This window comes from Leptolyngbya sp. O-77 (genome assembly GCF_001548395.1).
Lineage (GTDB): Bacteria > Cyanobacteriota > Cyanobacteriia > Elainellales > Elainellaceae > Thermoleptolyngbya.
Genome location: NZ_AP017367.1, coordinates 3,827,865 through 3,842,205 on the forward strand (window position 1 = coordinate 3,827,865; position 14,341 = coordinate 3,842,205).

Annotated in this window: 14 protein-coding genes and 1 tRNA gene; 6 read left to right on the plus strand and 9 right to left on the minus strand. The window is 55.7% G+C overall.

What is annotated here, in order from left to right:
- The first annotated feature begins 85 nt into the window (after positions 1-85).
- From O77CONTIG1_RS16220 to O77CONTIG1_RS16230, 3 genes are all read left to right on the plus strand, one after another.
- The gene (locus O77CONTIG1_RS16220; protein ID WP_172799711.1) at positions 86-1,822 is read left to right on the plus strand and encodes a sulfotransferase family 2 domain-containing protein; all 1,737 of its coding nucleotides are present in this window, start codon (positions 86-88) and stop codon (positions 1,820-1,822) included.
- Positions 1,823-1,986: 164 nt separating this feature from the next.
- Positions 1,987-2,349, plus strand: a complete 363-nt coding sequence (gene rplS, locus O77CONTIG1_RS16225) for a 50S ribosomal protein L19 (RefSeq protein WP_068512570.1) — start codon at positions 1,987-1,989, stop codon at positions 2,347-2,349.
- Between the two features lie 106 nt (positions 2,350-2,455).
- A tRNA-Trp gene (locus O77CONTIG1_RS16230) sits at positions 2,456-2,528 on the plus strand.
- A 51-nt stretch (positions 2,529-2,579) separates the two neighbouring features.
- On the opposite strand, the gene O77CONTIG1_RS16235 is transcribed toward O77CONTIG1_RS16230, so the two are convergent.
- Entirely contained in the window at positions 2,580-5,315 is a 2,736-nt protein-coding gene (locus O77CONTIG1_RS16235; protein ID WP_225894599.1) for a GAF domain-containing protein, read from the minus strand.
- Between the two features lie 541 nt (positions 5,316-5,856).
- On the opposite strand from O77CONTIG1_RS16235, the gene O77CONTIG1_RS27075 reads away from it, so the two are divergent.
- Positions 5,857-5,988, plus strand: a complete 132-nt coding sequence (locus tag O77CONTIG1_RS27075) for a hypothetical protein (protein WP_286132359.1) — start codon at positions 5,857-5,859, stop codon at positions 5,986-5,988.
- 274 nt (positions 5,989-6,262) lie between these two features.
- Here the strand turns inward: O77CONTIG1_RS27075 and O77CONTIG1_RS23705 are convergent.
- The 8 genes from O77CONTIG1_RS23705 to O77CONTIG1_RS16275 all read right to left on the minus strand — a co-directional run bounded on the left by O77CONTIG1_RS23705 (position 6,263) and on the right by O77CONTIG1_RS16275 (position 12,232).
- A protein-coding gene (locus O77CONTIG1_RS23705) for an IS5 family transposase (protein WP_410503469.1) occupies positions 6,263-7,023 on the minus strand; the annotation gives its coding sequence in 2 pieces (ribosomal slippage) (positions 6,263-6,537 and positions 6,537-7,023; 762 coding nt in all).
- 121 nt (positions 7,024-7,144) lie between these two features.
- Positions 7,145-7,555, minus strand: a complete 411-nt coding sequence (locus O77CONTIG1_RS16250; RefSeq protein ID WP_068512578.1) for a DUF4332 domain-containing protein — start codon at positions 7,553-7,555, stop codon at positions 7,145-7,147.
- A 249-nt stretch (positions 7,556-7,804) separates the two neighbouring features.
- Positions 7,805-7,945 carry a His/Gly/Thr/Pro-type tRNA ligase C-terminal domain-containing protein gene (locus tag O77CONTIG1_RS28070; RefSeq protein ID WP_286132360.1) on the minus strand — a complete coding sequence of 47 codons (141 nt, stop codon included), beginning with the start codon at positions 7,943-7,945 and terminating at the stop codon, positions 7,805-7,807.
- Between the two features lie 33 nt (positions 7,946-7,978).
- Entirely contained in the window at positions 7,979-9,640 is a 1,662-nt protein-coding gene (thrS, locus tag O77CONTIG1_RS16255; RefSeq protein ID WP_286132361.1) for a threonine--tRNA ligase, read from the minus strand.
- A gap of 179 nt (positions 9,641-9,819) precedes the next feature.
- On the minus strand, positions 9,820-10,158 hold the full coding sequence (locus O77CONTIG1_RS16260) for a hypothetical protein (protein WP_068512581.1): 339 nt from the start codon (positions 10,156-10,158) through the stop codon (positions 9,820-9,822).
- A gap of 95 nt (positions 10,159-10,253) precedes the next feature.
- Positions 10,254-10,571: a hypothetical protein gene (locus O77CONTIG1_RS16265; RefSeq protein WP_068512584.1), complete on the minus strand. Its 318-nt coding sequence runs from the start codon at positions 10,569-10,571 to the stop codon at positions 10,254-10,256.
- A 244-nt stretch (positions 10,572-10,815) separates the two neighbouring features.
- Positions 10,816-11,835: an IS4 family transposase gene (locus O77CONTIG1_RS16270; protein ID WP_068512587.1), complete on the minus strand. Its 1,020-nt coding sequence runs from the start codon at positions 11,833-11,835 to the stop codon at positions 10,816-10,818.
- A 79-nt stretch (positions 11,836-11,914) separates the two neighbouring features.
- The gene (locus tag O77CONTIG1_RS16275) at positions 11,915-12,232 is read right to left on the minus strand and encodes a hypothetical protein (protein WP_068512590.1); all 318 of its coding nucleotides are present in this window, start codon (positions 12,230-12,232) and stop codon (positions 11,915-11,917) included.
- 32 nt (positions 12,233-12,264) lie between these two features.
- Here O77CONTIG1_RS16275 and O77CONTIG1_RS24730 point away from each other — a divergent pair, with 32 nt between their 5' ends.
- Both O77CONTIG1_RS24730 and O77CONTIG1_RS16280 read left to right on the plus strand, forming a co-directional pair.
- Positions 12,265-12,447 (plus strand): hypothetical protein, encoded by a 183-nt coding sequence (locus O77CONTIG1_RS24730; protein ID WP_156435367.1) that lies wholly within the window; start codon positions 12,265-12,267, stop codon positions 12,445-12,447.
- Positions 12,448-12,603: 156 nt separating this feature from the next.
- A complete protein-coding gene (locus tag O77CONTIG1_RS16280) occupies positions 12,604-14,307 on the plus strand; it encodes a potassium channel family protein (protein WP_068516697.1) in 1,704 nt (567 codons plus the stop codon).
- Positions 14,308-14,341: the final 34 nt, after the last annotated feature.

The following is a 14,341-nucleotide window of genomic DNA, read 5'->3' on the forward strand; positions in this document are numbered from 1 at the left end:
TCGTTTTAGCCTGGTACGGTTCGCTTGGTATAGTTTTACCGTAATGCGACAGCCGGGCGATCGCTCTGGAAAGCTCTGGGGAACAATGAGACATTTTCCTGCCCAATACGACTTGCAGCCCGACGACACACTCTATTTCTGCCACATTCCCAAAACGGCAGGGATGACGTTTCGGACGATTCTGGAAGATTACTTCGCCTGCGAGGAGATTTGCCCAGCCACGCTGTCCAACCAGATTGCCGACTACACACCCGAGCAACTGCGCGAATATCGCCTATTTCGCGGGCATTTGGGCTTTGTCAACATTCCAGGGCTGCTAGCAGGCAAAAACCTGATTAAGGTAACTGTGCTGCGTGAACCCGTGTCGCGGGTGATTTCGCACTACGAATACATCCGCCGCACACCGGATGACCCCTATTACGAATCCGTCAGCCAGATGACGCTGGAGGAGTTCGCCACGGGCGAAGGGCCAGGGCGCGTTGGCAAGAACGTGCAGGTGTACCACATTGCGCGGCTGCTGCAATACGACATTGGCAGCCTGGAGCCAGAGGAGGCGCTAGCGCTGGCGCAAAAAAGCCTGCACCTGTGCGCCTATGCTGGAATTTTGGAGCGGTTTCAAGAGTCCCTGTTTCTGCTGTCCTACATTTTTGGCTGGAAGCCCATTGTCAACAGCCGCCGCGAAAACGTCGCCAAGTCCAAAACGCCCCTGAGCGAGATTCCGCCGGAAACGCTGGCGCGGATTCGGGAAGCCATGTCGCTGGATCGGGCGCTGTATGACGATGGCTGCGAGATTTTTCAGCAGCGGTTTGACGAAATGCAGCAAGATCTGGTGCAGCGCTATGGCGATCGCCTCGCTCTGGATGCGCCGCCACCGGGTCAAGTGCTGGAGTTTGCCACGCTGCAACACCTGCTGGAATGGCACTCCCAAGACCGCTACCAGGCGCAAAACCCGCCCCCTTCGGAGGTGTCGGTTTACAACTTCTGTCAGCCGCTACGAGGGCTGGGGTGGCAGCGGCGCGACTGTGCCCAGAACCGGCCCAACGTCGCCCATCGCTGGACGGGCCCCGTCACCACGTCAACGCTGGATCTGCCCATTGCCCCCACGCCGACCGATTATCGAGTCGAGTTGCAGGTGTCTCAAGTCTGGGCCACCGAACCGGAGGTGCTGGATAGCCTGAAATGTCTGGTCAATGGGCATCCAAGCGATCTGGCGATCGCCTATAGCAGCGACACCACGCGACTCTATCAGGCACAAATTCCGGCAGATTGGCTACCGCCGGATCGACTGTTTGCAGAACTGACGCTTCAGGTGGACCGAGTTGCGCCAATCAACCACAAGAATCCCGACCCCAAAGATAAGCGGCTGGTAGGCGTGGCGCTGAGCTATGTGCAACTGTTCCCTGCTGCGCGAGAAGCAGAATTCAGCCTGCTGCGATCGCTCTTGCGGGATGCCCTAACCACCGCAACCATCGACTTTGTGCGCGATCGCCTCAAGCCCCAAGAGCAGATCGCCGCGCCGCCCCAGTTTCGGCTACCGTTTTCGGGCCAAGTAGAAGGATATGCAGACTTTTTGCAATCGCCCGGTCGCTATCACTGGCTCGTGTTGCACAAAGGCATGGCGCTGCCTGTGGAGGCACTGCTGTTTCAACTTGCCCGCTGCGGCTTTCGTCCGGTGTTTGCCAATGAGGTGTACGTGGTCTTTGTCCGCCGCCGTCCAGAGTTGCCCGCGCTGTCCTATTTCACGCCCGATGTCCGGCATCTCTACGTCGGTCGCTACCTCAACCGCCTCCGCAAAGGGGTTGCCAGCTTGAAGCGATCCTGATGCAAGCAATCTGGGTTATTGTAGCCCCGTCGTCACGGCTGAGCCTGGGGCTAGTCACCCACTTGCTGAGAAAAAATATTAGATTTGGGCGATCGCACTAGACGGGGAGCGTCATGGCAGTCTAGTATAGAAGACTGTGAGTTTTTGCAAAGAGCCAGAGAGCCATGAAAGCCCAGGAGATCATCCGCTCCATTGAGTCGGAACAGTTGAAGACCGATTTGCCCATCATCCACGTCGGCGATACGGTCAAGGTCGGAGTTGTGATTCAAGAAGGTGGCAAGGAGCGGGTTCAGCCCTATGAGGGCACCGTGATCGCCATGCGGAATGGCGGCATTAACGAAACCATCACGGTTCGCCGAATTTTTCAGGGCGTTGGGGTAGAGCGGGTGTTTTTGCTCCATTCGCCCCGTGTGGCTAGCATTCAGGTGTTGCGCCGAGGCAAGGCCCGTCGCGCCAAGCTCTACTATCTGCGCGATCGCGTGGGCAAGGCAACCCGTCTGAAGCAGCGCTTCGATCGCCCACTCTAGGTCTGGTTTCTCAGGGGCGATCGCTCAGCAATCTTCAAAACTGGGCTAGGCTGGGCGATCGCAACCTGATAGACTGGACTCAACATGGTCTGAAAGCTGTAGCTTTGCGTCCTTAGTTCAGTTGGTAGAACGCAGGTCTCCAAAACCTGATGTCGGGGGTTCGAGTCCTCCAGGGCGCGTTTTCAAATATTCATCCAGTTGCCTCCGCTCGGCGCAGCGCTCTGACCTTCCTAGCGTTTTGGTTTGTCGGGCGGCATTCCTAGGGCAATCGGCAGCAGCATCCGGCTGAGAATGCGACCGTCTTCAAGCTGATACAGGCTCAGTTCGCTGCCCATCTGCTGCATGAGGGACTGGCAGATTTCCAGGTGCAGCCCTGGTGGCGTGTCGAGGATGGAGGGCGCAAGCAGGTCTTCGGGGCGGCCCGTTTGCAGTTCTTCAAGCAGGCGCGGTTCGATGATGCCGTTGTCGGTGATAGACAGTTCCAACCAGCGGGCATCCAGCGGGCGACACCACACGTCCAGGCGGCTGCCAGCAGGCGATCGCAGGCAGGCATTGGTCAACACTTCATGCAGCACGAGTTCCAACTTGGGGATATCGCCGCCGATGTTGAGGCTGCTTTCTTCGTTATGCACCTGATGCCAGAGCTGGCGCTGGCGAATCAGCGGCTCGACGCGCTCCATTGCCCGCTTGAGTAGCGATGCCAGGGGCGTGGTTTCATACTCGCTATGAAGCTGCCACTGCTCGTTTTTTAGCACGGGGGCGATCGCCGACAGCAGTCCGCCCAGTTGCCGCACGACCTGCTGATAGCGGTTGTGGGCCAGGGGGTCTTTTTGGTTGCTGAGTTCGTTGAGCCGTTTCACCCCAATACCCAGCGCCCGGTAGATCTCTTCCAGTTGCCGATGTTTGTACCAGTTGATTTGCTCCAAATCGCGCTGTCGCAGGGTGAGGGCTTCCGACAGGATGAGGTAGCGCCGCGACCAGGCTAGCTGGCTAACGAGGGTTCCAAAGGCATTCAGTTGGCGCTCGTGCCAGTAGCGATCTAGGTGGTCTGCCACGATGACCATGCCACCCGGTTCATGCTCTGGGGTCGTCCGCAGGGCCATGACCAAAATTTGCCCAATGTCGCTGCCGTTGAGCCAGCGGCGTGTTTCGGCATCGATGTCGTCGATGGTGAGCGGGAGGAGGCCGTCGGTGTGCTTGGCCCACTGCACGAGGGAGTCTGAATGGAGGGCGATCGCCGCATCCAGGTGAATCGAAAAGCGAGCATTGCCCACCACAGCGGCGGTAATGTAGCCCAGATTGCGACCGGGCTGCCAGGTGATCAGCGCCGCCAGGGGAACCTCAAGAATTTGGGCAATTTGCTGCATGGCTGAGCGCTCAAGCGTTTCCAGCGTGTGGATTTGCTGGAGGGTGGTCATGCCCCACTGGATAGTCTGGTTAATCTTTTGCTGCTGCTCGGTCTGCCGCTGGAGCTGCCACTGGTGCAGGATAACCCCGATTTGCTGGCTGGCGACGCGCAGCACGGCCCGTTCGGCGCGGTTCCAGGTGCGGGGCAGGTCGTGACCCAACACCACCAGCCCTTCGAGCGATCGCCCAATCGCGGTATGGCACACCACCACCGATTGCAAGCCCGCGTCTAGAAACGCCTGCCGCCAGGCCATCAGCTTCAGGTCTTCGGTCAGGTTTTCAATGCCGACGGGATCGGTGCTGCGTTCCAGCATTTGCCAATCGACCTGGTTGAGCGCGTCCAGCCAAGGGGGCAAATTGCGCCGCTGCGACCCGTGGCTTTGATACACCACCTCAAAGCCCTCCTGCTCGGAACTGTAGAGCAGCACCGCAAAAGTTTCGGCCCGCAGCCGTTGGCTCAGCAAGTCGGAGGCCCGCTTCAGGGTTTGGTTCCAGTCGTAGTCGCTAAAGATGGCGGTGGACAGTTCAGCCGTGAGCGCCTGATCCAGCTTCACCTGCTGAATGGTTTCTTCCATGCCTTCTAGGGGCGCAGTCAGAGCGATGAGTTGGGCCGCGCCGCGCACGTAGCTCTTCTCCTCATCTGACCAGATGCGCGGCTCGCTGCCCTCGACGGCTAAAAAGCCGTGTAGCTCGTTATGCAGCAGGATGGGAGCCACCAAGAGCGATCGCGCCTGGATTTGCTGCATCAGTCGTCCCGTTACTTCTGCTTTCAGCGAACTGTGGGCCTCGCCCACCGACACCAGTTGATCCGCCGCCAGTGCCTGATAAAAGCTGTTGACTTCCTGAGCCGTGAAGCCTGTCACCGCTTGCCCGCTGCCATAGCCACTGCCATAGCCGCTGCCATCGCGACTGCTGGCCCGCAGCCAAAAGTAGCGTCGTTCTGGCTCAAACCAGTAGACATTGGTGCGCGTAGGGGCGACAAAGCGCTGGGTTTCGTCTACCACTGCCGCCAGCCGCGCTGAGAGATCGGGGAGCGATCGCAGCTTGCCCAACAGCGACAGCAGCGGCTCGGCCGGGCGCTTGGTTTGCTGGCGCTGCCGTTCTGCTTCAAGCTGAAAGAGCGACGATGCCAGCGCCCCAAACACCATCGACAGTCGGGTGCGTTCGTCAGCGTGGGGCGACACGCCCCAGAGAAACGACCCCAAAATCACCACGCCCAGGCATTGATCTCGATGCCGCAGGGGAAAGATAGACGCTCCTTGAATGGCATACTTTTGGGCCAGCTTGCGCCAGTCGCCTGCCCGCATCTCTTCGCGCAGATCCGGCACGCCCATCGGCCGCTGCTGAATCACCACCTGCTCCATCAAATCGCCCGGATTTAGCCCAAACTGCTGCCGTAGCGGCCCTGGGTCGCCATTGGGCACGCGCCCACCCCGCCCGCGCAGACAGTGCCCCACGCGGTCGTAGGACGCGATCCAGATGAGCGAATAGTCGCATTCTTCCTCGACATAGGCGATCGCCGTCTCTACCAGCGCATCTTCAGTTTCCTCTTCACGCAAAGCCTGAAGAGTCTGTTTTAGAGTCGCCAGTTGTTTCTCAGGGTTTGACGGCTTTTTGGAAGAACCCATGTCAGCGTGACGATCGTGCGCGGGTATAACTATCTGGGAAAGTCCTGGGAAAAGTCTACAGAGAAATTTACAGAGAAATTTACAGGGAATAATCTGCGAAAAGCCTGGGTCAGCCAGTCGATAGGCAGCTACCGCAAGACTGTTGTCGGGCAGAGCGACTGAACGAGTCAGGTCAATCGTCTGAGCGTGAAGCAGCCTAGCGCAAGTTTAAGAACACCCGCTGACCACTGTCGATTTCAAACGCTTTCAAACGCAGTCTTCGGGGCGGGGCTGGACCATCTGATGTGCGGGATCGACTTATTTTATCGACTTGTATTGGCTTGTATCGACTGAAATCCCGATTGGGATAGCACCCCAAAATTCTAATTACACCCTGCTGCTGAGTGCCAGTTTAAGTCTAATGACAGCTTAAATCTAGCGACAGTGTCGAAAGCTGTCTGTTGGGACAGAACGTTTTATAAGCTGCATCTGGATGGAGGTAGCCCTGGCGGTCAAATCCCAGGCCTTGATTGTCGAACAGGGTTTGTCGAATGAGCGGTTGGCGCGGGGTCTGTTTTTTTTGGGATGGCGCGGGCGATCGCCCCCCATGAATCTCCTGGGCTAAACATTCCTTGATCTACAAAACCGAGGACGCTCCCTGACGTGATCTAGAATGCCCCATCAGCGGGCGAGTCTATCTGGGAAGGCTCAAATATGGCTCGGCCCTGCTCAGCGTGGAGAGGTGTTTATCCCACGGGTCAAGCAGGGCCAAAATTCAAAAAGGTGCAGCGTTAAAACTACACGCTAGTGCTATGTCACAGCTAGAACCTAGGTTGGTCGTAAGCGCTTTAGCGCTGAAGCGCTCACGACGAGCCAAGGCATCACCCTAGGGCGTGTCATCAATTAAGCCAAGTCAGGGCAGCCGCCATGTAAATTGCACTCAGAAACGTCTCGGCTAACTTGTCATAGCGTGTCGCAATCGCTCGATACTGCTTGAGTTTGGCAAAGAAGTTCTCAATCAGATGCCGCGCTTTGTATAGCTCCTTGTCGTATTCACGCGGTGTCTTGCGGTTTCGCTTGGGCGGAATCACAGCAGCCTTGCCCTGTTGTTGGAGTCGCTCAATCACCCGTTGGTCTGCGTCATATCCTTTGTCAGCCAGGACTGTATCAGCTTGAATGTTCTTAGCAGCACATCAGCCCCATCAAGGTCACAGGTCTGCCCGGGTGTGAGGTGAAAGCCTGTCGGATTGCCCAGTGCATCGACAGTCGCATGAATCTTGGTGCTCAATCCCCCTTTACTACGACCAATGGCTTGGGCATTGGCACCCCCCTTTGCCCCAGCACTATGCTGATGAGCACGCACAATCGTGGTGTCGATCATGGCGTATTCGTTGTCTGCATCTTCAGACAGCACCTGAAACACCCGTTGCCATACGCCCGTCTTTGCCCAGCGCCGAAAGCGGGTGTGAACCTTGCGAAAATGACCAAACCGCTCTGGCAAGTCTCGCCAGGGAATGCCGGCTCGATATCGATATAGCACTGCCTCGACAAACAGACGATTATCCTTTGCTGTGACTCCCACCGCCCCCGCTCGTCCAGGGAGCAAATCTTGGAGCCGTTCCCATTGGTCATCGCGCAGGGCGTAGCGTCGGGTTGTCATAATCGTCAGATAGCTGAATCACTGCTGATTACAGCTTATCTAATTGATGACACTCCCTAAAACTAAATCATGCCCCTGCACTAGCCCGCAGTGGCTTCCTCATGCGGCGGATTTAGACGGATTAATACTGAATCACGCGGGGCAGTTCCTTTGCCTGGGCGACCCAATTGGCAACGAGTATGGCTTCGGGCAGCAGCTTGACGATATTCTGTTCTTCGTTCAAGCGGACAATTTGCTGATGCAGGTTTTCGGGGTTGCGCTGGGCCAGTTCGGGCACGGTGTCTACGCCCGCCAGTTCCAGCAGGTCGGCATATTCTCGCCCGATGCCTTTGATGCGATACAGGTCGGCCAGGTTGAGCCAGCGCAGTAGATTGGCTTCGGGCAATCCGGTTGCCTGGGCCAACCGCTTGCGTCCGGTTGGGGTTGCGCCTTTTTCGAGCAGGGCTTCGGTGGTTTCGATGCCTGCTGCTTGCAGGGCTTTGGCGGCCGCGTCGTCAATGCCTTTGATTACGGTTACAGCGTTATCTCTCATTTTTAAGGCGATTAGATTGGGAGTTTGGAATGTGGGGCGATCGCCATTCTGCCGTCAGCCTGACCAGCCATCTGCTTGAGACAGCGGTCAGCAGTGCATCCGCATGGCAAATCCCTAGCCCCTAATATCCGCTGTGGGCTACATCCCTGTAGGTAATCCGGGTGACATCCGGCAACGGGAAGAGAAATTTGATTTAGGGCGACACAGGCGACCTGAACCCTTATTGCATCGGCCGCCTAAAAATTGCCCCTAAAAATTGCCGTAGTGGGCGATCGCCCCGGTCAACCGCTCCAGCACCTCCGCCACGGGGATTGCCCCCAGTTCACCAGAGGCGCGGGTGCGGATGCTGAGGGCGTTGGATTCCATTTCTTTCGCACCGATCACCGCCATCACGGGGGATTTTGTCCTTTTCGGCATTGCGGATCATCTTGCCCCAGGCGTTCGCCGCTGTTGTCCAGTTCGGGCGCGGATGGAGCGCGATCGCATCTGCTCCACCACCAACTGGGCAAAGGGCATCTGCTCCTCCGTCACGCACATCAGCCGCACCTGCACCGGAGCCAGCCACAGCGGAAAGTCGCCCGCGTATTCTTCAATTAAAATCCCAATCAGCCGCTCCAGCGAGCCAAAGGGGGCGCGGTGGATCATCACCGGACGCTTGCGGGAACCGTCTTCGGCAACGTATTCCAAATCAAACCGCTCCGGCAGGTTGTAATCCACCTGCACCGTGCCCAGTTGCCACTCGCGATCGAGCGCATCCTGGAAGATAAAGTCCAGCTTTGGTCCATAGAACGCGGCCTCGCCAATGCCCAAGAAGTGATCCATGCCCAGGGTTTCCACGGCGCGGCGGATTGCGCCCTCGGCCTTGTCCCACACTTCATCGGAGCCGATATATTTGTCCTGTTCGGGATCGCGGAAGCTGAGGCGGGCGCGAAAGTTCTTAAGCTGGAGGCTCTTGAATACGCTGAGAATCAAGTCCACCACGTTCAGGAATTCCTGATCGAGCTGCTCTGGCGTGACGAACAGGTGCGAGTCGTCCACGGTGAAGCCGCGCACGCGGGTCAAGCCGCCCAGCTCGCCCGATTGCTCGTAGCGATAGACCGTACCAAATTCCGCCAGCCGCATCGGCAGTTCCCGATAGGAACGCAACTGACTCTTGTAAATCTGAATGTGAAACGGGCAGTTCATCGGCTTCAGCACGAAGCCCTGCTCCTCCAGGCGCGACTCGTCATCGTCCGCCATCATGGGGAACATATCTTCTTTGTACTTTTGCCAGTGCCCGGAGGTCTTGAACAAATCAATGCGGGCAATGTGCGGTGTGACGACGGGGAGATAGCCGCGTTTAATCTGCTCCTGCTTGAGAAAATCTTCCAGGAGCGATCGCAGCAGGGTTCCTTTCGGTGTCCACAGCGGCAGTCCGGGGCCCACGATATCGGTGAAGATAAATAACCCTAGCTCCTTGCCCAGTTTGCGGTGGTCGCGGCGCAGGGCTTCTTCTTTGCGGCGCTGATATTCGGCCAGTTGTTCTGGCGTTTCCCAGGCGGTGCCATAGATGCGCTGGAGTTGAGCTTTGGTTTCATCGCCGCGCCAATAGGCTCCGGCCACGCTTTCTAGGGCGATCGCATCTGGATTCAGTTCAGCGGTCGATTCCACATGGGGCCCGGCGCACAGATCCCACCACTGGTCGCCCAGGTGATAAATCGTAATCGGTTCCTTCAAATCCGCCAGAATTTCTAGCTTATAGGGTTCGCCCAGTGCTTTAATGCGGCGCTCGGCCTCTTCCCGCGAGACCTCTTCTCGGATCACGGGCAGCTTGCGATTGATGATTTTGGTCATCTCTTTTTTGATTGCCTTCAGATCCTTTTCAGTAAAGGGTTCTGGGCTATCAAAGTCGTAGTAAAAGCCGTTCTCGATCCAGGGCCCAATGGTGACTTGGGCTTTGGGAAAGAGCTTCTGCACAGCCATCGCCATCACATGGGAAGTTGTGTGCCGAATCTTCTTCAGCGTTTCCGATTCGCTGGTGCGCGGCAGATAAATCTTCTTCGGTGATTCGTCTTCGGGTTGTGCAGAAGGAACGGCGTTCGACATGGATTGGCTAACGGTTTGAGTAAAAAAGCAGGAATGGAATGGACGCTTTCTATCTTACACGCGAGGCTGGCTGACCGAGGTTCTGCCGCAGTTCTGAGGCTGGGCGGAATCGGGGCGATCGCCTCCATTACTGCTTTCGAGATCAGCTTCCCAAGCCATCGCGACTTCCAAACCCATCGCTATCCGCCGCCGCCAGCATCGAGGGTTTGCCGCAAATAGCCATAGATGCCCAGCAATATCAGCAGAAACGCGCCGTAGCCCAGGATCGTGCTGCGGAGAAGCCTCCCGATCGGTTGCCGCGCCGCAACCCAGCCCAGCCAGCTGAGCCACAGAGCGATTGGCAAACTGACCCACAGAAAAATTAGACCCAACAGTTTTTTGGCGCGATCTAGCTTGGTCAAAAAGCCATCTGGAAAGCCCAACCCCTGCACTTCGAGGTAGACCCATCCCGACAGCACGAGCAGCAGAGAAGCGCCGAGAAACGCAGCGATCCGGGTTCTTGCTGAGGTCTGTCTCATGGGCGATCGCCCTCTAAATCCATGCTGTATGCATACTCGCTATTAGGGCTTGATTGTGAGCTGCGGGGAGGGAGCTACGCTTCAAAAAGCGCACTCTACGGATTACTTGAAGATTGATGTTGCGCGATGTATGCGTTGATTGCATCAACCGCTTCTCGCAGCGTTACGTTTGTTTCTTCTTTATAAAGCCGAATCGCTTCAACTTTACGTTCGGGATCAAGCGCAATTTGTTTAATCCGCTCGGAAAGCTGAAACGGTGTGTCAATTTCCAGTCGATCGAGGATGAGATCAAGGCAAAGCTCTAGGCGCTTGGTTCGCCGATCAATCCGCTTGACAGTAGAATCCAAATCAAAAAATAGACCCACAATCATGCAGGCAAAAGCAAGGCTGGTAATTAGCTCCAGAGTCGTCATGGGGTTGGTTTTGCCGAGTGGATTCGACTGTTTGAACGTTGGAACTGTTTGAACTTGGAATTAAATTGAGATTCGCTTGGCGATTTCAGAGCTCGGCAACGATGCCACGACTGGCTACAAACAATCGCTACTAAATCATGGCTACAAAACCGCGACCTAATATTCCAAAAACACCAAAAGTGTTGAATCTTAAGATTTTCTTTTCTAAAAATAGACACACTAATCCTGTGGCAAGCTGGTTTTGTCAACAAAACACTAATTTTTGGAGCCAGTGGGCATAACTGATATTTTCACACATAAAAGCCTGTAAATATCGTAGCTTATCTAATACTTTGTTGCCAAATTCTTTCGGAATTGTCACCAATTGCAAAATCACATAAGCTACCAAACACGCATAAATCTGCATCTCAATCCCGTTCACATTCTTAGTAATTAGTCGATCTAGTTTCAGATGCATCTTCAGAAATTTCCAAAATAACTCTATCTGCCAACGCAAACGATAAAATTCGCTAATTTCCTCATTGGAAATGGTATTTTCTCCCCCTATCGGTAGATTCGTTGACAAGCGATATTCTGTTTGTGATTCTAAATCACAAAAGGCGACAACCCGTGCTTCAACTTGCTCCTTACCCGTGCCAATCAAGAAGTTGCCATTTTCTAGCATCTTGAGACTAATATTATTCTTGATTCTGACGATAAAGTAGCGATTCTCTTGATTCAGTAAATAGCGAATTCGAGCTAGGCTAGCTAAAAAGCCCCGATCCATGACCCCGACACTATTATCAGGCACAGCATCGATCGTTTCCTTCCCATGTTTACTGTCATGACCTTGACCAAAGTGGATGAAAACACCCCCCGGCTCATGTGTCATTAAATCTAAACCACTAAACAGCTTTACTTGGTGAATACCCTGCGCCCAGAGCAACTTGCTCGTCAAACTAACAATGGTTGAATCCAGCGGAAATAAAGTCAGCTTTGCAGCATCAATCTTATGCCTTTTGTGGAGTTCCTGCTTCAATACCCAAAAAAGATCATAAAGTATCTGGGGATCACGGTTCTTGCTGGCTTTAGAAAAAGTAGAAATCTTGACCTTGATGCCACGAATATTTAAGCGCTTGAAGACGCTCCTCATACTGCTTTGACTCTGATCGAGAACCAAGGAGAGCCAAATAGAAACAAATAGAAAGCTGTTGAGAACCGGATAGTCATCCGTGGCGAGGTGGCCCAGATGCTTTTTGACGATCTCAGGAAAGTTTGATATCATGATACTAACATTATTTTCTTTTTTATAGCCTCTAGTTTACACGATTAGGGGCTATTTTTTTAAACATATTTGCTATCATTCAACACTTCTGCAAAAACACCATGTCAAAACTTTCAGGAATGGGGTGAGCCAAACCGGGCAGCGAGCGAGAGGCAGGTTCCTCCTGTTCGCGCAGGGACTCAACGCGGGTTTCCAGGGTGGCGATCTGGCTGTCTAGCGCCGAGAGGCGATCGCCAATTTGCTGGCGGCGCACCTCAAGCGACTGAAGCTCTTGCTGGAGCCGCTTCTTTTCAACGGAGAGTTTATACAAATCCAGAAACGCAGCGGCTTCGGTTTTTGGGCGGGGCATGGTGCTGATTTTGGGGCGAATTGCGCCGGAATTGGAGCGAGGACGCATGGAAATCACCAGGGTTGAAGGGTCTTGTTGAAATGTCTTGTGAACTGTCCAGCCTTAGTGTGCCCAGTCTGGTTCAGCGCTATCAGGCGTTGGGGACGGGCAACAGAGCGATCGCCCCATCGCCCAAAACCCTTACATCGGGTAAACATTTGCAGCATCGTGCCTGGGGCTACAGTTTGCCCGTTTCGCCTGACAAACAATTAATAAGTAACTAATAAGCAATTAATAAGCCAGAAGTTGGGTTTTTTTGAGACTTTGGAGCGCAGCGTGCGATCGCCTTTTCTATCACCTTTTTTAAGGTTGGCAGGAAGGCTATCAGGCGTGAATCCTGCGTCCCGCTGACGGGAAATATGGCTGACAATCAGGAATTCATGAAACCAAGAATTATCGTTTGTGGTCTGGGTCGAGCGGGGTACAAGATTTTCTGCCTGCTGAAGCAGCAGGGCGCAGCGGTGGTGGGGATCAACAGTCGCCCGGTTGCCCAGGCTGAGCATGGCGGCGCAGACATTATCGTGGGCGATATGCGCTCGGCAGCAATTTTGCTGGAGGCAGGCGTGCAAGAGGCTCATACGCTGGTGTTGGCCAGCAGCGACGACGCGCAAAATCTGGCCGTGCTGACGCAGGCGCGAGTGCTGAATCCCCGCATTCGCATTATCAATCGCCTGTTTAACACCAGCCTGGGCGATCGCCTCGACCACACGCTGCCCGATCACGTCAGCATGAGCGTGGCGGCACTGGCGGCTCCGGTGTTTGCCTTTGCCGCGATGGGCAGTCGGGCGATTGGGCAACTGCGTCTGTTTGATCAGGTCTGGCCGATGCGGGAGGAGTTCATCGACGAAACCCATCCCTGGCTGGGGCGACCGCTGAGCGAACTCTGGGAAGACCGCTCGCGGATGCTGATTTATTACCTGCCAGAAAATAGCCGTATGGATCTGGTGTCGGGGGTGGTGCATGGGCAGCTGCTGCAATGGGGCGATCGCCTGATAGTGGCTACCAAGCCCGAAGCCCAAGTCAGCGGGCGATCGCTCAGTGAAACGCTGCTCGTTTGGGGCAACCACCTGCGCCAGTTTCAGCAGCATGTCCGCCCGACAGTAATGGCCATCCTGCTCTTGCTCGCGGCGATTCTGGGGGCTACGCTGCTCTACACCGAGCATGTCCGCGCAGATTTCATCGATGCCCTCTACTTTTCGGTAGGGATGATCACAGGGGCAGGCGGCAACGAAGGCGTGGCCGAAGGAGCGCAGCCCGAAATTAAACTGTTCACGGTGTCAATGATGCTGATCGGTACGGGCGTGGTTGGCATCTGCTACGCCCTGCTGAACGACTTGGTGCTGGGAACTCGGCTACGGCAGCTTTGGCAGTCGGCCCCCATTCCCCGCCGCAATCACTACATCGTCTGCGGGCTGGGCGGCGTGGGCATCCAAACCGTGCGCCAGCTCCACGCCAGCGGTGGCCGCGTGGTGGTGATTGAAAAAGATCCAGGCAATCGCTTTTTGAGCGCCGTGCGATCGCTGCGCGTGCCTGTAATTCTTGGAGATGCCAGTCTGGCCTGCACGCTCCAGGATGCCCATATCGCTTCAGCACGGGCCCTGATCGCTGTCACCAGCGATGACGTAGCCAATCTGGAAATTGCCCTGACGGCTAAGGGCATCGCGCCCCGCATCTCCGTCATCGTTCGCAACCAAGATCCGCAGTTTGCCCCGCTAGCAGAACAGGTCTTTGATTTTGAAGCCGTGCTGAGTCCGGCGGATCTGGCGGCTCCCTCCTTTGCGGCGGCCGCACTGGGCGGTCGCATCCTGGGCAACGGCATGGCCGGCGACAGCCTGTGGGTTGCCCTGGCGACGCTGATTACGCCGGGTCATCCCTTCTGCGATCGCCCCCTCAAGGAAGCCGCAATGGATGTCGATTTTGTGCCGCTGTACCTAGAGGCCGAACGCAAAACCACCCACGGCTGGAACCTGCTGGATGTCACGCTGCAAGCCGGGGACGTGCTTTACCTGACCATGCCCGCCACCCATCTGGAGCAACTCTGGCGCACGGTGCCGTCAGAGGTGGGGCTGAGGGGAAGAGCGTAGGAACGCGGGGATGATGGGATGATGGGAGGTTGAG

Bases quoted from the DNA above. Each gene is read 5' to 3' on its own strand.
- O77CONTIG1_RS16220 (WP_172799711.1), top strand. From the start codon at position 86: ATGAGACATTTTCCTGCCCAATACGACTTGCAGCCCGACGACACACTC.
- rplS (WP_068512570.1), top strand. From the start codon at position 1,987: ATGAAAGCCCAGGAGATCATCCGCTCCATTGAGTCGGAACAGTTGAAG.
- O77CONTIG1_RS27075 (WP_286132359.1), top strand. From the start codon at position 5,857: ATGGAGGTAGCCCTGGCGGTCAAATCCCAGGCCTTGATTGTCGAACAG.
- O77CONTIG1_RS16250 (WP_068512578.1), bottom strand. From the start codon at position 7,555: ATGAGAGATAACGCTGTAACCGTAATCAAAGGCATTGACGACGCGGCC.
- O77CONTIG1_RS28070 (WP_286132360.1), bottom strand. From the start codon at position 7,945: ATGGCGGTGATCGGTGCGAAAGAAATGGAATCCAACGCCCTCAGCATC.
- thrS (WP_286132361.1), bottom strand. From the start codon at position 9,640: ATGTCGAACGCCGTTCCTTCTGCACAACCCGAAGACGAATCACCGAAG.
- O77CONTIG1_RS16260 (WP_068512581.1), bottom strand. From the start codon at position 10,158: ATGAGACAGACCTCAGCAAGAACCCGGATCGCTGCGTTTCTCGGCGCT.
- O77CONTIG1_RS16265 (WP_068512584.1), bottom strand. From the start codon at position 10,571: ATGACGACTCTGGAGCTAATTACCAGCCTTGCTTTTGCCTGCATGATT.
- O77CONTIG1_RS16270 (WP_068512587.1), bottom strand. From the start codon at position 11,835: ATGATATCAAACTTTCCTGAGATCGTCAAAAAGCATCTGGGCCACCTC.
- O77CONTIG1_RS16275 (WP_068512590.1), bottom strand. From the start codon at position 12,232: ATGCGTCCTCGCTCCAATTCCGGCGCAATTCGCCCCAAAATCAGCACC.
- O77CONTIG1_RS24730 (WP_156435367.1), top strand. From the start codon at position 12,265: ATGTCTTGTGAACTGTCCAGCCTTAGTGTGCCCAGTCTGGTTCAGCGC.
- O77CONTIG1_RS16280 (WP_068516697.1), top strand. From the start codon at position 12,604: ATGAAACCAAGAATTATCGTTTGTGGTCTGGGTCGAGCGGGGTACAAG.